Source organism: Alcanivorax profundi (assembly GCF_003597125.1).
Taxonomy (GTDB): domain Bacteria; phylum Pseudomonadota; class Gammaproteobacteria; order Pseudomonadales; family Alcanivoracaceae; genus Alcanivorax; species Alcanivorax profundi.
In genome coordinates, this window is record NZ_QYYA01000001.1 from 864,513 (window position 1) to 881,500 (window position 16,988).

17 protein-coding genes are annotated in these 16,988 nt (G+C 55.1%); 8 read left to right on the forward strand and 9 right to left on the reverse strand.

Annotated elements, in window-relative coordinates; all coding sequences use genetic code 11:
- Positions 1 to 26: 26 nt before the first annotated feature.
- The 6 genes from D4A39_RS18845 to D4A39_RS04070 all read right to left on the reverse strand — a co-directional run bounded on the left by D4A39_RS18845 (position 27) and on the right by D4A39_RS04070 (position 7,367).
- A complete protein-coding gene (locus tag D4A39_RS18845; RefSeq protein ID WP_050731507.1) occupies positions 27 to 368 on the reverse strand; it encodes a DUF302 domain-containing protein in 342 nt (113 codons plus the stop codon).
- 9 nt (positions 369 to 377) lie between these two features.
- Entirely contained in the window at positions 378 to 2,687 is a 2,310-nt protein-coding gene (locus tag D4A39_RS04050; protein WP_007151136.1) for a heavy metal translocating P-type ATPase, read from the reverse strand.
- Between the two features lie 30 nt (positions 2,688 to 2,717).
- Positions 2,718 to 4,070, reverse strand: a complete 1,353-nt coding sequence (locus tag D4A39_RS04055) for an APC family permease (RefSeq protein WP_119917531.1) — start codon at positions 4,068 to 4,070, stop codon at positions 2,718 to 2,720.
- 129 nt (positions 4,071 to 4,199) lie between these two features.
- Positions 4,200 to 4,949 carry a copper resistance protein B gene (locus D4A39_RS04060; protein ID WP_011588644.1) on the reverse strand — a complete coding sequence of 250 codons (750 nt, stop codon included), beginning with the start codon at positions 4,947 to 4,949 and terminating at the stop codon, positions 4,200 to 4,202.
- Positions 4,946 to 6,745, reverse strand: coding sequence for a copper resistance system multicopper oxidase (locus D4A39_RS04065; protein WP_119917532.1), 1,800 nt, complete (start codon positions 6,743 to 6,745; stop codon positions 4,946 to 4,948). Before D4A39_RS04065 ends, D4A39_RS04060 begins: the two co-directional genes overlap by 4 nt.
- An 88-nt stretch (positions 6,746 to 6,833) precedes the next feature.
- Positions 6,834 to 7,367, reverse strand: a complete 534-nt coding sequence (locus D4A39_RS04070; RefSeq protein WP_022985569.1) for a cupredoxin domain-containing protein — start codon at positions 7,365 to 7,367, stop codon at positions 6,834 to 6,836.
- A 203-nt stretch (positions 7,368 to 7,570) separates the two neighbouring features.
- On the opposite strand from D4A39_RS04070, the gene D4A39_RS04075 reads away from it, so the two are divergent.
- Together D4A39_RS04075 and D4A39_RS04080 are read left to right on the forward strand one after the other, a co-directional pair.
- Positions 7,571 to 8,239 (forward strand): response regulator, encoded by a 669-nt coding sequence (locus tag D4A39_RS04075; protein ID WP_022985570.1) that lies wholly within the window; start codon positions 7,571 to 7,573, stop codon positions 8,237 to 8,239.
- 19 nt (positions 8,240 to 8,258) lie between these two features.
- Positions 8,259 to 9,593: an ATP-binding protein gene (locus D4A39_RS04080; RefSeq protein ID WP_011588647.1), complete on the forward strand. Its 1,335-nt coding sequence runs from the start codon at positions 8,259 to 8,261 to the stop codon at positions 9,591 to 9,593.
- A gap of 463 nt (positions 9,594 to 10,056) precedes the next feature.
- On the opposite strand, the gene cadR is transcribed toward D4A39_RS04080, so the two are convergent.
- Positions 10,057 to 10,464 (reverse strand): Cd(II)/Pb(II)-responsive transcriptional regulator, encoded by a 408-nt coding sequence (cadR, locus tag D4A39_RS04085; RefSeq protein ID WP_004364961.1) that lies wholly within the window; start codon positions 10,462 to 10,464, stop codon positions 10,057 to 10,059.
- Between the two features lie 95 nt (positions 10,465 to 10,559).
- Here cadR and D4A39_RS04090 point away from each other — a divergent pair, with 95 nt between their 5' ends.
- Together D4A39_RS04090 and lspA are read left to right on the forward strand one after the other, a co-directional pair.
- The gene (locus D4A39_RS04090) at positions 10,560 to 11,456 is read left to right on the forward strand and encodes a cation efflux transmembrane domain-containing protein (protein ID WP_119917533.1); all 897 of its coding nucleotides are present in this window, start codon (positions 10,560 to 10,562) and stop codon (positions 11,454 to 11,456) included.
- A 4-nt stretch (positions 11,457 to 11,460) separates the two neighbouring features.
- Positions 11,461 to 11,973, forward strand: a complete 513-nt coding sequence (gene lspA / locus D4A39_RS04095) for a signal peptidase II (protein WP_022986212.1) — start codon at positions 11,461 to 11,463, stop codon at positions 11,971 to 11,973.
- Between the two features lie 309 nt (positions 11,974 to 12,282).
- Here the strand turns inward: lspA and D4A39_RS04100 are convergent, their stop codons facing one another.
- Positions 12,283 to 12,498 (reverse strand): helix-turn-helix domain-containing protein, encoded by a 216-nt coding sequence (locus D4A39_RS04100; protein ID WP_011588651.1) that lies wholly within the window; start codon positions 12,496 to 12,498, stop codon positions 12,283 to 12,285.
- An 87-nt stretch (positions 12,499 to 12,585) separates the two neighbouring features.
- On the opposite strand from D4A39_RS04100, the gene D4A39_RS18220 reads away from it, so the two are divergent.
- The 4 genes from D4A39_RS18220 (at position 12,586) to D4A39_RS04120 (ending at position 15,587) form a co-directional block, all read left to right on the forward strand.
- A complete protein-coding gene (locus D4A39_RS18220; RefSeq protein WP_011588652.1) occupies positions 12,586 to 12,948 on the forward strand; it encodes an SEC-C metal-binding domain-containing protein in 363 nt (120 codons plus the stop codon).
- 74 nt (positions 12,949 to 13,022) lie between these two features.
- On the forward strand, positions 13,023 to 13,274 hold the full coding sequence (locus tag D4A39_RS04110) for an AbrB/MazE/SpoVT family DNA-binding domain-containing protein (protein ID WP_031226830.1): 252 nt from the start codon (positions 13,023 to 13,025) through the stop codon (positions 13,272 to 13,274).
- 533 nt (positions 13,275 to 13,807) lie between these two features.
- On the forward strand, positions 13,808 to 14,143 hold the full coding sequence (locus D4A39_RS04115; protein WP_022986521.1) for a YnfA family protein: 336 nt from the start codon (positions 13,808 to 13,810) through the stop codon (positions 14,141 to 14,143).
- Positions 14,144 to 14,162: 19 nt separating this feature from the next.
- Positions 14,163 to 15,587 carry an MATE family efflux transporter gene (locus tag D4A39_RS04120; protein ID WP_119917534.1) on the forward strand — a complete coding sequence of 475 codons (1,425 nt, stop codon included), beginning with the start codon at positions 14,163 to 14,165 and terminating at the stop codon, positions 15,585 to 15,587.
- Between the two features lie 24 nt (positions 15,588 to 15,611).
- On the opposite strand, the gene D4A39_RS04125 is transcribed toward D4A39_RS04120, so the two are convergent.
- Positions 15,612 to 16,808 carry a hypothetical protein gene (locus D4A39_RS04125; protein ID WP_119917535.1) on the reverse strand — a complete coding sequence of 399 codons (1,197 nt, stop codon included), beginning with the start codon at positions 16,806 to 16,808 and terminating at the stop codon, positions 15,612 to 15,614.
- Positions 16,809 to 16,988 lie beyond the last annotated feature (180 nt).

Consider the following 16,988-nt stretch of genomic DNA (forward strand, 5'->3'; position numbering starts at 1 on the left):
TTCCTGTTATAAGCAACCTGTTGGCTTTACACACCTAGAGAGTTAATCACAATGAGTTGGATTAAAGTTGAACGGGCTGAGCAAACCCCGTGGAACTTGATCACGGTCAACAGATCACGGATGAAGTCGCTTAAGGCGCCAGCTATGGCAAAATAGCCCCTACTCGAGGCTCCACGCCGATGGCCTAGGATTGCATGCCCAAAGATCCGGTAGGCAGGTATTTCCGTGCCCAGCTTCTCCTTCATCGTGGTTTTGACGTCGATTTCGATCAGCACCCCGAAGCAGTTATCCGTGAGAGACTGACGCGCTCGTTTGTCAACCGCCTCAAAATCAGCATCTTCTATGGTTCGATCAATAGTGTACGGCACCAGCGATTATTACTTGGGGCCAAGCTTGATAACTCGCAGGCGCAATGCATTCACAATCACGCTGAAAGACGACAGCGACATTGCAGCAGCCGCGAAGATCGGTGAAAGCAGTATCCCGAAGAACGGGTACAAAACCCCCGCCGCAATCGGAACGCCCGCGGAGTTGTACACAAAAGCAAAGAACAGGTTCTGTCGGATATTGCGCATGGTCGCCAGCGACAGACGACGCGCTTCTACAATACCCATCAAGTCGCCGCGCAGCAGCGTAATGCCCGCGCTTTCGATGGCCACATCTGTGCCGGTGCCCATGGCCACCCCCACGTCCGCCGTTGCCAATGCAGGCGCGTCGTTAACGCCATCACCCGCCATCACGACAACACCCCCTTCATCTTTCAGACGCTGGACGATCTTGCCCTTATCTTCCGGCAGCACCTCCGCTTCCACTTCATCGATATGCAATTTGCGAGCAACCGCCTCGGCCGAGGTGTAGTTATCGCCAGTCAGCATGACCACTCGAATGCCGTCTTTTTGCAGCGCGACAATAGCAGCGTGGGTCGTTCTCTTGATGGGATCGGAGATGGCCAACAGCCCAGCGATTTTTCCATCAACGGCGGCAAAAATCACGGTAGCACCATCTTTGCGATGCTCGTCGGCATCGCTGTCAAATCTAGTGGTGTCGACATTCTCCGACTCCATGAGAAGACGATTACCAAGCAGCACCCGCTTGCCGTCGATTTTTCCTGTTACCCCTTTACCGTTGGGAGAATCGAAGTCTTCCGCATCCGGCAGCTTCAGCTCCATGCCCTTGGCTTTGTCCAGAATGGCGTGGGCCAGTGGATGCTCACTGCCTTTCTCGAGTCCGCCCGCAAAACGCATCAAAGCATCGTCATCGTACCCATTCGCTGTAACAATTCGGGTGATTTGTGGCTGCCCCTCTGTCAACGTGCCGGTCTTATCCACTACCACCGTATCTACCTTTTCCATGCGTTCAAGGGCTTCCGCATCGCGGATCAGCACACCACTTTGGGCGCCGCGGCCAACACCTACCATGATCGACATGGGCGTTGCCAGACCCAGTGCGCAAGGGCAGGCAATGATCAGAACACTGACCGCCGCAATCAGCCCGAACGCCATGGGCGGTGTCGGCCCAAGGAATGACCAGGCTATAAAGGCAACAATGGCAATTAGGATCACGGTGGGCACAAACCAGCTCGCCACCTTATCGGCAAGCCCCTGGATCGGTGCGCGGCTGCGTTGGGCGCTGGCCACCATCTGCACGATTTGGGAAAGCATGGTGTCCCGGCCAACCTTGTCGGCCCGCATGATAAAGCTGCCCTGTTGGTTAATACTGCCGCCAATCACTTGGTCGCCAGACTTTTTGCTGACTGCAAGAGGCTCACCGGTCACCATGGACTCATCCACGTTGGAGCTGCCTTCAAGTAACTCACCGTCCAGCGGCACCTTGTCCCCCGGGCGCACTCGCAGGCGATCACCCACCTTGACCTGATCCAGCGACACATCGGACTCGTCGCCCTGGTCATCCAGCTTTCGGGCCGTCGCCGGTGCCAGATCCAGCAGCGCCTTGATCGCGCCCGAGGTTTTCTCCCGGGCCCGCAGTTCAAGCACCTGGCCTAACAGAACCAGCACCACGATGACCGCAGCCGCCTCGAAGTAGACGGCGACAGAACCGTCTTCCTGCCGAAAGGCGTCGGGGAAAATCTGGGGCGCCAGTGTCGCCACCAGGCTGTAGATCAGCGCCACGCCAGTACCAATGGCAATGAGCGTGAACATGTTCAGATTGCGGCTGACGACGGACTTCCAGCCTCTGACAAAGAAAGGCCAGCCACACCAGGCCACTACTGGCGTCGCCAACACCAGTTGAATCCAGTTGGACATTTGTGGGGCAACGATCTGGTCAAGGCCGGTGAGATGTCCGCCCATTTCCAGCACCAATACCGGCAGGGCCAGCACCAGGCCAATCCAAAATCGACGGGTCATGTCTTTGAGCTCTGCCGAGGGCCCGTCATCCAGACTTACCTGCTCGGGCTCCAGGGCCATACCACAGATAGGGCAATCTCCGGGGCCCTGCTGGCGAATTTCCGGATGCATCGGGCAGGTGTACATGGTGCCCGGAGCCACGGGTTCGTCCTGTTTCTGTTCTCCACTGAGGTAGTGTCCCGGGTCGCCGTCAAACTTCGATTTGCACCCCGAAGAACAGAAATACCAGGTTTTCCCGCCATGCTCGCTGCGATGTTCCGCCGAGTGTGGATTCACCGACATGCCGCAAACAGGATCTTTGACCGTGTGCTCAGCCGTCATGGCCGATCCCTCCCTATCGAGTTCTGGTGATTAGTGATGATGAGCATGAGATTCTTTGTGTCCCGCTTCTTCGGCTTCTGTGGCCTTTTTCAGGAACAGTTGCTCGGCCACTGCGATAACAATCATGGTGACAACCGCCACGCCAATAACAAACAGGTCAGTATTCAGTTTGACCCAAACGAAGCCACCAAGAGCGAGCAAATCCAGAACAATTGCCACCGTGGGCACCCACACATTGGCCTTCACATCCTCCCGTAAATAGCGCAGAACGCCCCAATGGATAGCAATGTCCATGATCAGGTAAAAAATGATGCCCAGCGCTGCAATTCGGGACAGGTCGAAGAAGGCCGTGAGGATAAGCCCAAGCACCACGGTATAAACCAGCGTGTGCTTCTGGATGCTACCGGGCATGCCGAAATGACTGTGGGGGACCAGCTTCATTTCAGTCAGCATGGCCAACATGCGTGAGACGGCGAAAATACTGGCCAGAATGCCACCGGCGGTGGCCATCATCGCAATGGCGACGGTAAACCAGACGCCGTAGTCGCCCAATGCGGGACGCGCAGCGGCCGCCAGAGAGTAGTCCTGCGTTTTGATGATTTCCGCCAGGGACAGGTTACTGGCAACGGCGAAACCGACCAGGGTGTAGATCACCACGCAGGCTGCGATGGAAATAATAATCGCTCGCCCCACGTTTCTCTTGGGGTCTATGACTTCCGAGCCGCTGTTGGTGATGGTGGTAAAACCTTTGAAGGCCAGAATGCCAAGGGCCGTTGCCCCCAGGAAATTGCCAAAGGTTCCAGCCTCACCGGGGCTAGAGAAATCAACAGAAACACTGTCGGCAATCCAGATACCCACCAGCCCGAAAACCAGAATGCCTCCGATCTTCAGGATACCTATAAAGGAAGCCACGCCCTGAATCATTCGGTTGCCCAACAGATTGATCATAAACGCGGCCAGAATTAGTGAGACGCCAAGAATGGGCACCATGCGGCCACTTTCATCGCCATCGAACAGTTGCATGGTGTAAGAACCGAAGGTTCGCGCAAGAAAGCTCTGGGCAATCACCATCGAGAAATACATCAGCAAAGCATTGAAAGCCGTCGGTAACCGATTGCCATAGGCTTTGTGCAGGTACATGCCTATGCCCCCGGCTGACGGGTAGGCATTGGAAATTTTGATGTAGGAATAGGCACTGAAGCTTACGATTACCGCCGCGGCCAGAAACGCCAACGGGAAAAGAACGCCAGTCATCTGCGCCATCTGCCCGGTAAGGGCGAAGATACCGGCGCCAATCATGACACCGGTGCCCAGCATAACAGTTCCCGGAAGTGTAAGACTGCCTTTCTGATAGCGCGTGGTTCTGTCGTGCGTGCTGCTCATACAACCTCCTGTTGTTTTGAACGGCGTTTGATACTCAATAAATAGCCAATGCTGGCTTGGGTAGATCTCACTTGCATCAATGTCGAGAAAAACGGGCCAAAGAAATATCTTTAGCCCCTAAGTACCTGATCAGAGTGCGATGCGCGCTCCAATCACAGCAAACCAATCTGCTGTACTGCCGCCGTCCGCTTCGGCAAAGTCGGCACTATCGCCGTATTTGCGCTCATGCACCACGCCCACATAAGGCGAGAACGCACGGTCGATCAGATCATAGCTCAACCTGAGTCCGGTTTCGGTAGAAACCAGTCCTTTACCAACGCCAATTTCCCGGTCCTCGCTAAACGCAACCGTGGCATCCAGCGTTGCCGCCAGAATCCAGTAGTTGGTGAGAAGCAGCTCGTACTCTGCATCCAGTTCGGCTGACGTATCGCCATCCTTACTGACATACAGGTTTGCATCGATCTCAAACCATTGGGGAGCCAGCCCGGCTACACCGAGAACGGCATATGTACGGTCCGGCCCCTCGGGCGTATCGAAACGTACGCCCGCTTTGGCGTCGAAGAACTTGGAGATGGGGATCTGGCCGACCAGCTGGTTTTCCAGTGTTTCGTAGGCCTGCTCCTCTATCTCGTACTCCCCGGTTGTGAGCAACCGGACTTTGAACTCGTCGGTGCCATAGAAAGCATCCGCATTCCAGACGCCCAGTTCCTCGTCATCGTCGCTGTAGCGGTATTCAAACTCCTCGAATTGAACACCCCAGGTTGTGAGCGGCTGTTTACGAGCGGTGGTGTCGGAGATCATTTCCTGAGCTGTCACCGCCGTTGAGACACCAATAGAGGCAAGGAAGCTGACTGCGACAATTGATCGAATACAGCTCATACCTCACCTCCATCTTTGGCAATCACGTCTGTTTTGGCCTGCGTCGACTCTGGCCCACCTTCAACAATGACCTTGCGGAACATACCAGCGGCCGCGTGATAGGACAGGTGACAGTGGAACGCCCACTGACCGGGCGCGTCGACCTCGGTTTCCATGTAAACGGTGGTGCCGGGCTGCACACTGACCGTGTGTTTGATCGGGTTCCACTGGCCTGCGCCAACATCAACGATGGACCACATACCGTGCAGGTGCATGGGGTGAGTCATCATGGTTTCGTTGACAAACTTGAAACGGACCCGCTCACCGTATTTGAGACGAATCGGATCGGCGTCTTCATACTTGACGCCATTAATGCTCCAGGTATACCGCTCCATATTGCCGGTCAAACGAAGCTCAATTTCCCGGGTCGGCTCGCGAACTTCATACAACGGATCCTGAGCCTTCAGGTCAGCGTAAGAGAGGAACTTTCCGCCATTGGCAGCTTTGGGCATGAGGCCACTGCCCTTGGCGTAAAAAGGATCGCTTTTTTCTTCTGTCCCCATCGCCATGGAACCATGGTCCATGCCGGACATGCCGGACATGCCGGACATGCCCGAATGATCCATATCTTTCATGTTGGAATGATCCATACCTTCCATATTGGAATGATCCATGCTGCCCATGTTGGAGTGGTCCATCCCGGACATATCTCCCGAGCTGCTCATATCCATGTTCCCATGATCCATGCCAGACATGCTGCCATGGTCCATACCGGGCATACCGCTCATATCAGCCATGGTCAGACGCGCTGGTTCACGCATTGGTGGCACAGACCCTTCCATACCCTTTTCGGGGGCCAGCGTCGCTCTTGCATAGCCTGAACGTCCCATGGATTCGGCAAAAATGGTATAAGCCTGCTCATCTTTCGGGCGCACGATCACATCGTAGGTTTCCGCTACACCGATCCGGAACTCGTCCACACTGACCGGCTGAACGTTGTTGCCATCAGCCTGGACAACCGTCATATCCAGACCGGGAATCCGGATGTCGAAGTAGGTCATCGCCGAAGAGTTGATAAAACGCAGCCGGATGCGCTCGCCCGGCTCAAAGAGTCCGGTCCAGTTCTGGTCCGGCCCTTTACCATTGATCAGGCCCGTAAAGCCATGCACGTCTTCGACGTCTGCTTTCATCATGCGCATGCCACCCCAGGCCATGCGATCCCGAACTGTGTTCATAAAACCGTTCTCGGACACATCCGAGAAAAACTCGCCCACGGTCTGCTGATCGCGGTTGTAATAATCAGTCATCATTTTCAAGTTGCGCATGATGCGATCACCGGAATGCGGGTGTTTGTCGGTCAATTGGACGACGTATTCGCGGTCGTAACGGAACGGTTCACGCCCCTCGGGTTCGATAACGATGGAACCGTAGGCGCCATCCGGCTCCTGAAAACCAGAGTGGCTGTGGAACCAGTAGGTGCCCGCTTGCTGGATGGGAAATTCGTAGGTAAAGGTTTCACCCGGCTTGATGCCCGGGAAACTGATACCTGGTACTCCATCCTGATCGAAAGGAAGGATCAGACCGTGCCAGTGAATGGACGTCATCTCATCCAGATTGTTGGTCACGTTGATCCTGACGTTTTCGCCTTCTTTGAAGCGCATCACCGGCCCCGGAGATACGCCATTGTATCCAATGCCTTCTTTCACGAAATCGCCAGTATCAATTTTTACCCGGTCGACCGTCAGGTCGTACTCACCAGCCATAACCATGGCTGGCATCAGCAGGCTTAAAAGTCCTGTCAGTAGGCGTGTTTTCATCTTTTTCTTACTCCAAACTGCACTTCGTTGAAGCAGGGCTGGAAAACAGTCCCAACCCGTGCATTCGCGGGGTTGTCAGTACGCCGGTTTACTCAAAGTTAACGTCACCGTACATGCCGGCCTGGTAGTGGCCTGGCACGTTGCATGCGAACTCAATGTCGCCTTTTTCCGTAAACTTCCAGACAACTTCCTTGCTCTGTCCGGGCTCAAGCAACACGCTGTTTGGATCGTCATGCTTCATGGTTTTTCCGTTGCCCATGTCCATGCTCATCATGTCGTGATTCAGCTTCCCGCCCTGAATCACGCCGTGCTCTACCATCATCATCATTTCCTCCTGATGCCCCTCATGCATCTCAGGTGTGCCGATGTTGAACTCGTGAACGAGGTTCCCCTTGTTCTCCACCACGAACCGCACCGTTTCCCCGGGGCTTACGATGATTGATTCCGGTTCATAGTAATTGTCGTACATTTCGACTGTTATGGTTCGGCTGGCCTCTGAGGCTTTGCCGGGCTCACCACTCGCAGCGCCGTGATCATGTCCTCCACCATGGGTTCCAGCGGCAAAGGTGGTCGCCGACAATAAGATAGTTGCGGCAGCAACGAGGAATTTTGATACGGTCATATATCTTCTCCTTTGAACAGCTTTGGCCCTGAGGGCCGGGTTGTCTCACTCAAAACTTGAGCAATATCCAGAAGCGGTTGCTACCATCGCTCAGCAACCTGAATCCAGGCTGAAAATCGGAATTATTTTTTGTTCTGGCACAATTCAGCTTGGGCAGCGACACTGACGGACTCTGATGCTCAATTTAGAAAGGCAGTTCAGGAATGAGATTACTTCTGGTGGAAGATGACTACCTGCTGACAAATGGGCTAAGCGCCCAACTGGAAAAGGCCGGTTTCAGCGTGGATACCGCCCGTACAGCGCGGGAAGCCCGGCACCTCGGGCAGCAGGAAAGTTACCGCGCCGGTATTCTTGACCTGGGCCTGCCCGACGGCAACGGCCTGGACGTACTGAAACAGTGGCGGACGCATAAGGTCAGTTTCCCGGTGTTGATCCTGACCGCCAGGGGAGACTGGCAGGACAAGGTCAATGGCTTGAAGGCCGGCGCCGATGATTACCTCGCGAAGCCTTTCCAGACCGAAGAGCTGATTGCCCGACTTCACGCCATCGTCCGGCGAAGCGAAGGCAGAATAATGGATACCCTGACAGCGGGCCGGTTCGAGCTGGACGAAAATCGCCAGACGTTAAGGGCCGGTGACGAGACCGAACATAGCCTGACCGGTACGGAGTTCCGTTTGCTCCGATGTCTGATGAGTCGTCCCGGGCAGGTTTTCTCGAAAGAACAGCTTTTCGACCAGCTATACAGCATCGACGACATACCCAGCGAGAACGTGATCGAAGCGTATGTGCGGCGGCTCAGGAAGCTGGTGGGACCGGACACCATCAAGACCCGACGTGGTCAGGGGTACCTGTTCGATGCCGATAGCCGCTAGACCTCGCTCAGTCAGGGGGATGCTCCTGATTCTGCTGCTTCCGGCCGGCATTGGTCTGATGGCACTGGCTTGGATCATCCATGGGGCCTTGCTGGAGAGGATGACCATGGACTTAGTAGAACGCCGCTTGAAAGATGAGGTAGCTTTTCTGGAACACCAGATCCGCCAATCCGGTGGCCAGATTGATACACTCCAGACCGGCGACTATTTTCAGGAAGTGCTCCTCCACGCCTTCGCCATCGCCATCGCTTCTCCGTCTGGGCAGTCCATCTCACCGGAGACCTGGACTCCGATTCTGAGGCCGTTGCTCACCTCCGGGCAGGAGGGAGCCGTGAGAGCCAGGGATGCTGAGGTACCAGCTGCGCCTTCCCAAATGCTTGGGTATCGCCGTGCCTTCACGGTCGACGGAAACCCCTTCGTGATCATTGTTGCCGAGGATATGGAGGCGCTTCATCGGAGCCAGGCCAAACTCCATATCTGGACTGCCGTCGTCTCGGTTTTACTGGTCATTCTGATGATCGGGAGCATATGGCTGGGAATCACTCTGGCCCTGCGGTCAATAGCGGGCCTTCAGATGAACCTGAAAAAACTTCAGTCAGGCGAGCTCTCCCGTATTAACGCAGACGGCCCGGAGGAGTTCCAGCCCCTCGTCCGGCAACTCAATCGACTGCTGGATTCACTGGATGACCGGCTGGAACGCTCCCGTGACGCACTTGCCAACCTTTCCCACAGCGTGAAAACCCCCATAGCGGCTGTCAGACAGATCCTGGAAGACACCAGTCGCCCGCTCGATGAGAAGCTGAGATGGGAAATGGCGGCGCGCCTCGACGACATAGATGCTCAGCTTGAGGCCGAAATGCGGCGAAGCCGGTTTGCGGGTCCACAGGTCGGCCAAAGTGTATGTCCGATCAAACAGGCCCGGGATCTGCTGTGGATGCTTGGCCGCCTCTACCCCGATAAATCTTTTGAATTGTCAACGGATCTGCCTGAAAACCATCGCTGGCCTGTCGAGGAGCATGATCTGAACGAAATCCTTGGCAACTTGCTGGATAACGCAGGCAAATGGTCATCCCGCTGGGTGGAGCTCACGCTGAGTGAAGATCAAGAGCAGTTAAAAATTATCATCAGCGACGACGGAGCGGGCGTATCAGAAACAGCCCACTCACAATTGGGCAAGCGAGGATTGAGGCTGGACGAGCAAACACCCGGTCATGGATTGGGGCTGGCTATTGTCCACGCAATAGTTGAGCGTTATCAGGGACAGGTTCATTACACGTCCAGTAAGGTAGGAGGCCTTACTGCAGTTGTTGTAATCCCTGGTTCTGATCGATTCGGCGACCGGTCAGACAACTGACACCTTCACCCTCCATTCTCTATGCTTCAAGTCAAATTCATCAATAGTTGGGATGATGATTTGGAGTCTCGTCCAGCCTGTTCAATCTCGACCGCTCTATAATGAGCTTTCCCTGAAGGATACTGAATCTACACCCACTAACACTACTTGCTCTACTTGCAACCCAAAACAGCAAACCGATGCTTTTGATCATGAATTTTATACCCCCCCCTTTCACTGCATGCCAGAGCCCGCCTTGTGCGGGCTTTTTCATGCCGTTTTGGAGTTTCTATGGATATTCGAGCGAGCTGGGCCTGTACCACGTACAGGGCTACGTTAATCCTGAGGAGATTATCAGTACGGCGGCCACCATTTTGTATGGCTGAAAGGTGTCTAGCAAACCGGTGGCGATTCAGTTGATCTTACCTTTGCATGAGAGTGAGACAGACCGGCATCTCATCGGATTATCTGGTTGATGCTTCACCTACTGCTGGTGCATGTTTCCTTCGCTAATTCCAGCAAGAACCCCACACGCCTCAACTTCCCGGTCATCGTTGCAACTCGCTCTCAGTGAAACGAGTTGTTTCTCAAGCGCTTGCAGAGCGGTTATCTGCGACCGCACATGAGAGATGTGATCATCGAGCAAGGCGTTGACGGCGGTACAAGGCTGATGAGGGTCGTCCTGATAGCTCTGTAGTTCGTGAATCTCAGCCAGTGACAGGCCCAGGATTCTGCAGCGACGGATGAAGGCCAGCCCCTCACCATGCTTCTCGGTATAGACACGGTAACCGTTGTCCTGCCGATCAGGCGGCGGCAACAAGCCCTGCTGTTCATAGAAGCGGATCGTCTGTGTTTCGACCCCTACCAACTGCGCCAACTGACCAATGCGCATCAGCCTCCTCCCCAACGGATTCTTTACTCTATTGACCTTATAGTAGCTTTATAGTTTTAAATGGTACCACAACATTGTTCAAGTGGAGTCGTATCATGAGCAAATCCTGTGGTGGCGCCTGTGGCGGTGATGCAACGTCCGCAGCGGATACCGATATACAGGCCTCCTCCGAGGCGCCAGGGAGATGGGTCAGTGTTTATGCCGTGCCGAAGATGGACTGTCCATCAGAAGAACGAATGATTCGCCTAGCCCTGAACGGCTTTGAGGAGATTCGGGCGCTGTCCTTCGACTTGTCGAACCGCCGGCTGAAGGTCGTGCATGACGGCGAGGTCGAGCCCGTCACCTCGAAACTGAAGACCTTGGGGCTAGGCGCCTCGCTTCAGGAAACCGTCGCTGCAAATCCGGAGACCATCAAGGCCGCCGAGTTTTCGGCAGCTTCTGCTAAGCAAGAATCCGGGATCCTGCGCTGGTTGCTCGGCATCAATGCACTTCTGTTCGTGGTGGAAATGACTGCCGGTCTGATCGCCCAGTCCACCGGCCTGATTGGAGAATCCCTGGACAATTTTGCCGATGCGGCGGTGTACGGGCTTGCCCTTTATGCGGTTGGACATAGCGTGAAAATGCAGGTACGTGCCGCGCATCTTGCTGGTGTACTGCAACTGATCTTGGCTGTGGGCGTGCTCGTAGAGGTGGTGAGACGCTTTGTATTCGGTAGTGAGCCTGAATCGCTGGTGATGATGGCTATCGCATTCGTCGCATTGATTGCCAATACCAGTTGTCTGCTGCTCATATCCAAACATCGGGAAGGCGGGGCGCACATGAAGGCAAGCTGGATATTCTCGGCCAACGACGTGGTGATCAACCTGGGGGTCATCACCGCCGGCGCCCTGGTCGCGTGGACCGGGTCCAATTATCCGGATCTGATTATCGGCACCATATCGGGAGTCATTGTACTTAACGGGGCCAGGCGTATTCTGGCGTTGAAGGGTTAAATAATTGCTCATTATTGGCAACAAGCACTCGTCGTATGCCCTGTTTTCCATATCGAGCCTGCTGGCAGCGTCAGATCAGGCTGCAAAGTGGCTGGTGCAGCAATCAATGGCCTATGGCGAGTCTATTTCAGTGACCCCGTTCTTTAACTGGGTGCACGTATGGAACACCGGTGCCGCATTCAGTCTTTTTGCGAATGGCGGAGGCTGGCAGCGCTATTTTTTAATCGGAATCGCGGTGGTGGTCTCGATTTTCCTGATCAAGCTGATTCTTGAAAATCGTCATAAAGGAGAAGCCTTCGCTTACAGTCTTATCCTCGGTGGCGCCATGGGCAACCTGATTGACCGAATATTTCGCGGCTACGTTGTGGATTCCTTTGATTTCTATTGGCGGGACTGGCACTGGCCGGCCTTTAATCTGGCTGATATTGCTATTGTCACCGGTGCCTTGCTTTTCGTTTCCGGCAGTTTGTTGGGCGAAAAAACAAACACCAATACAAACCCAGATAGGCAAGGCTGACGTTACAGCTATGAACGCCATTGGGAAGAATGTGCGGTTCGCTAAGCGTGGGCTTCTTATCGTGTTTTGCTCAGACCCGGCAAGCGGGTCATCCTGTAGATAGTCCATCGCAAGTTCATTTGCCAGGTCTAAAACCTTGAAGGCAAGCGATCGGAGAATGCGGAGGCCTTCCGTATCGCGCAGCGGCTAGATGAGTTCTTGGAGAATGAATTCAACCTCCCCTCCCCCCTACAACTTCCTGACGACACAAAACCGCTTGAACGAAAATAGTGAATTAAAGCCTGATACCGGTTCTACATGATAGGAATATCATTCATCGGTTAGAAAAATAGCAGCAGGAAGCGAGAGAGCGTCGCTAATCTGGTAGATTTTGAGCAGAGTAATGTTCTTTTCGCCACGCTCAATGTGACCCATATAGCTGCGGTCCAAGCCTGCTAAACTTGCAAGCTCCTCTTGGGATAGGCCTTTCTGCTTTCGCATTGCTCTAACCTTTGCGCCAAATGCCTGAAGACGAGCATTGCTCATGGAAGTCTCACCTAAAAGTGAGAACTATCATTTTTTGATGCCTGAGCATCCACGGACTATAATACCCATTTTCCGTTTGGGTGGAGAATGTCTCACCTGCAAAGAAATGCGCCATGCCCATGTGGTAGCGGGGTTAAATACAAGAAGTGCTGCTTGCCAAGGCAGGAAGCAGAGCTGCACGCCACGAACCAAGGGCAGGTATATGCGTTATTGAACCAGATTATTCCAGACACAATTGGCTCGCCCGACGAAAACAGCAAGGAGTTCCAGCGACTTGAGGAGTGGGCTAATCGCTATTTATCAGGGATTGATCGCCGGCACCCTCTATTTGAGCCTCTGTCCGATCATTTGTGCACACACAGTGAAATCATTGCAATCGCCAAACAACAGAAGATCCATAGTTATTTGTCCGTGGCCGAACCTCTATATATTGCATGGCTAAATTCTTGACCATCACTACCACATGGTTGTTACGGGTGATTTATCTATTTAAATTGAGGTTACACCCAATGTGTGAGGTGCTTATGAAATTGAAAGTGCAGAAAATTAGTAATGGCGCAGGACTTCGAGTCCCTAAAACTGTCTTGCAGCATCTTGGTCTTGATGTGGGAAGTATCGTTGATATGGAACTGACTGATGAGCAGTTGATCATTCGCCCAAAGCCCATGCCGACCTTGGAAGAGATGTTGGCAGCTTGTACACCAGAGAATACCGCACTGAGCGAGGAAGACCGCGAGTGGCTTAGCGATGGTCCGGTCGGTAAAGAGATTTTGTGATCCCCTGCCCGGCGCCACCAATAATGTAACAGGGATGCAGCGGTTGCGTCGCGCACAGTTGACACGGCATTCGTGCTACCCGATTGATTATCATAATAAAATACACCACTTGGTGTGCATACATGTAAAATTAGATATTTGTCGCTACATCAACGCCTCAAGACTCTTGGCCGACCAACTAAAGATCTGACCTCTTCCATGCCACTGGATAATCTTGCCTCTCAGCGGCTGACTCGTGGTAACTACCAACCAAGGCCCTAACGTCTTCACGCAGCAACGCTGTTCCTGCAACGCTCCGAGATTCAGTTCAGCGGATTAGTCTCCGTCTCTGACTGAATAGCATCATAGTTTTCCAGTACCTTCTCAGTAGAGATTTGCTGACCCATACGTCCACGCAACACATAACGGTGCTCGAATGAGCGAGCGCCTTACCTGAGCCGCAGGACTGTCACGTCTAAATCAAATGCGGTCCAGCGTTAGCAGAGAATCAGAAGACTCCTTAAGATGACCACAATGTCCTGTGAGAGTCTTCTATGCCTTCCGCTTTCTGGTTCCCGATTGCCGCCGTCCTCGAAATCGCTGGCTGTTTCACTTTCTGGATGTGGCTACGCCAAGGCCAGAGCCTGTGGTGGGTGCTGCCGGGGCTGGTGGCTCTTGCCGGTTTTGCCTGGGTGTTAACGCAGGTAGAAAGCGACTTTGCCGGGCGCGCTTATGCAGCGTATGGCGGGGTCTATATTGTGGCCTCGCTGCTCTGGGGGATGCTGGTGGAAAAGCAGCCCCCCAGCTGGGCGGACATGGCCGGTGTGGTACTGTGTCTTGCCGGGGCGACAGTCCTGTATTTTTCGCCGGCCTTTGGCCGTTCATTGTGATGAAAACAGGAGTGCAGCGTTGGCCAGTCACCCGCCCGATCTGACCCGGGGTTCCATTTCACGCGCCCTGCTTATCCTGGCATTGCCCATTGTCTTCGCCAACCTGCTGCAGACAGCCTATCAGCTGACCGATACGTTCTGGGTTGGCCGCTTGGGGGCGGATGCGGTTGCCGCGGTGTCCTTGAGTTTTCCGGTGTTGTTTTTTCTGATCTCGCTAGGCGTGGGTCTCGCTATTGCCGGCACCATCATGGTGGCGCAGAACAAGGGCCGTGGTGATCTGGATGCGGTGAATCATGTGTCTGCCCAGGCGTTGCTGGGCGTGCTGGTGATGTCGGTGTTGCTGGCCGGCATCGGCTTCTATGTGGCGGCGTTTCTGGTGGATTTTCTCGGGGCGTCGGAGACAGTACACCCCCAGGCGACGGAGTATCTGGAATATTCCTTTATTGGCCTGCCCTTTCTGTTTGCCTATGTGATTTTCCAGTCGCTGATGCGCGGTGTGGGGGATGCACGCACGCCGCTATGGATTGTGGCCGGCACGGTGTTGCTCAATTTCGTACTCGACCCGCTGCTGATCATGGGCTACGGCCCGGTGCCGGCGCTGGGTGTCAGCGGCGCAGCAGCGGCAACGGTGGCGACGCAGGGGCTGGCGGCGCTGATCGGGCTGATCATGTTGTTTTCAGGTCGTTACGGCATCCATCTTCGTTTGGTACAGCTGAAACCGGATTTTCCGCTGCTTTGGCAATTGCTGAAGCTGGGCCTGCCTGCAGCAGTGGAACAAGCGACGCGGGCACTCGGGTTGATGGTGATGACCACCCTGGTGGCGGGCTTTGGCACCGTGGCACTGGCGGCCTACGGCATTGGAACACGCATGCTCAGTTTCGTGATCATTCCGGCCTTGGGGCTTTCGCAGGCCACGTCCACGGTTGTCGGTCAGAACATGGGCGCGGGGGAACTGAAACGCGCGGAACACACCACCTGGCTGAGTGGCGCGATTGCCTTTGTTGGGTTGAGCCTGGTCGGAATACTGGCTTTTGTCTTCGCCGAACCGCTGGTGCGCGTATTTATTCCGGATGCGGAGGCGGTGATTCAGGAAGGCAGCCAGTTTGTCCGTATCACCGCCCTCGCCTACGGCGTGCTGGGGGCGCAGATTGTGGTCACCGGGGCGTTTCGTGGCTCGGGCAATACGCTGGCGGCGATGGCGATTGCACTGGTGTCGCTCTGGATGTTGCAGTTCCCTATCGCCTGGCTGCTGACGGAACGCACCAGCCTTGGGGTCACCGGGGTGTGGATTTCCTATCCAGTACAGAGCGTGCTGACGGCGCTGATCGCCTGGATCTGGTTTGTGCGCGGAGGCTGGAAGCACCGCCAGTTTGTCGGCGTGCCACCGGCAGAGATTCGGGTTTTCCAGTACCCCACGGAATCAGTGGCCAGCACCGGCCGCTGATTCCAGAGGGATCTGACATCCGCGTCAGTGGCTTTCGTGATGAAAGCGGTAGGTGAGATTCAGCTGTACCCGCGGGGCTTCGCTGCGATCGCCGTCCTGCCGGTCACGCAGACCGTAGGACACTTCAGCGCCATAACTCAGGCGTGGGGTGTGCTGATAGACCGCCGTGAGTGTGCCGTAACGGCTGCGTCGCATGGCCGCGGCAGGTAATGCCGCATCGGATTCCACCACCACCTGCCCGGCGACCATGGCCAGGGTCCAGTCTTCCAGCGCTTGCCATTCCCCTGCCAGATACCCGCCCTGGCTTACCAGGGGTTGCAGGCCATCAGCGAAAACATAGCCATCCATGCTGCTGTCACCGAAGCCCGACAGGTCGTTGTAGTAGTGGGCCATGCCTTCGCCATAGCTGCCGCTGGCCAGCAAACGCAGGGTATCGGTCAGCGACAGCGCGCCACTGAGTACGCCCCCTGTGGCGGTGGTGAACTGCTGGTTGCCGTTGGCAAACTCCACCCCGATTTCACGGTTTACGATACCGGCTTTGACATGCCCGAGAGTGAAGTCCTGGGTCCAGGTAGCGATGATATCCGGCCGGCGGCCTACGGCACTGCTCTGGTTGGCCGGGTCCTGGATTTCGCTGTTCGGATCTTCCAGGGCCAAGGTCCAGTGATCGGTTTGCCAACGAACGCCGGTTTGCCGCGCGAAGATGGCACTGTTAGGCCCCTGTGCATCAAGCGTCAAAGGCCAGGCTTTGCCGTCCAGCAAGGCGGTAAACCCATAGCCGGCCCGCAGAGCCCCGTGTTGAAAGTAGAAATCACGAATGCGCAGCTCGTAGCTATCCAGGCTGCCAAACAGATCGGCGGCGAAGACCATATGCGGCCCTTCGCTCTCGCCCACACGGAAGCCCAGCTGGCTGTTCTTGGCATTCAGGTTGAATTGCTGTTGATGGGTGTCACCGCCCGGTATGGTGCTGGGTATCAGTAACTCATCAAAGCCGGCGTCTTTGTCGTCGTAGATGGCGTCGACACTAACCTTGCCAAAGAAGGCAAGCGGCATGGAAGGGAAGCCCGACGTTGAAGCAGGTGAATCGATCTGCGCCTTGAGGGCATCGAGCTGTTGCTGAAGACGACGAATCTCTGCCTGGGTGTTATCCGCCCAGGCATCGCTGGCCAGGCTGATACCTGCCAGTGCCGCCATCCAGACAGTGGGTTTCACTGTGGACATACTGTTCTCCCGAGGACTGCCGGATCACGGCAGTGGTCATTCGGTTCCCCGCTTTCCCCCTGAGGCCTTTTGAGCGTTATCGGTATGGTCGGCGTGCGAGGAGTAACCGTTTACACGAAGCAATTAAAAGCCGCGCAGGATACGGATTCGGTTCCCCCCTGACTACTAAACAGCCTGTAT

What these genes read in the sequence shown, in the direction of transcription:
- D4A39_RS04080 (WP_011588647.1), top strand. Translation starts at nt 8,259, where the DNA reads ATGCTCCTGATTCTGCTGCTTCCGGCCGGCATTGGTCTGATGGCACTG.
- D4A39_RS04060 (WP_011588644.1), bottom strand. Translation starts at nt 4,949, where the DNA reads ATGAGCTGTATTCGATCAATTGTCGCAGTCAGCTTCCTTGCCTCTATT.
- cadR (WP_004364961.1), bottom strand. Translation starts at nt 10,464, where the DNA reads ATGCGCATTGGTCAGTTGGCGCAGTTGGTAGGGGTCGAAACACAGACG.
- D4A39_RS04110 (WP_031226830.1), top strand. Translation starts at nt 13,023, where the DNA reads ATGAAATTGAAAGTGCAGAAAATTAGTAATGGCGCAGGACTTCGAGTC.
- D4A39_RS04075 (WP_022985570.1), top strand. Translation starts at nt 7,571, where the DNA reads ATGAGATTACTTCTGGTGGAAGATGACTACCTGCTGACAAATGGGCTA.
- D4A39_RS04100 (WP_011588651.1), bottom strand. Translation starts at nt 12,498, where the DNA reads ATGAGCAATGCTCGTCTTCAGGCATTTGGCGCAAAGGTTAGAGCAATG.
- D4A39_RS04070 (WP_022985569.1), bottom strand. Translation starts at nt 7,367, where the DNA reads ATGACCGTATCAAAATTCCTCGTTGCTGCCGCAACTATCTTATTGTCG.
- D4A39_RS18220 (WP_011588652.1), top strand. Translation starts at nt 12,586, where the DNA reads ATGTCTCACCTGCAAAGAAATGCGCCATGCCCATGTGGTAGCGGGGTT.
- D4A39_RS04050 (WP_007151136.1), bottom strand. Translation starts at nt 2,687, where the DNA reads ATGACGGCTGAGCACACGGTCAAAGATCCTGTTTGCGGCATGTCGGTG.
- D4A39_RS04125 (WP_119917535.1), bottom strand. Translation starts at nt 16,808, where the DNA reads ATGTCCACAGTGAAACCCACTGTCTGGATGGCGGCACTGGCAGGTATC.
- D4A39_RS04055 (WP_119917531.1), bottom strand. Translation starts at nt 4,070, where the DNA reads ATGAGCAGCACGCACGACAGAACCACGCGCTATCAGAAAGGCAGTCTT.
- D4A39_RS04090 (WP_119917533.1), top strand. Translation starts at nt 10,560, where the DNA reads ATGAGCAAATCCTGTGGTGGCGCCTGTGGCGGTGATGCAACGTCCGCA.
- D4A39_RS04115 (WP_022986521.1), top strand. Translation starts at nt 13,808, where the DNA reads ATGCCTTCCGCTTTCTGGTTCCCGATTGCCGCCGTCCTCGAAATCGCT.
- D4A39_RS04065 (WP_119917532.1), bottom strand. Translation starts at nt 6,745, where the DNA reads ATGAAAACACGCCTACTGACAGGACTTTTAAGCCTGCTGATGCCAGCC.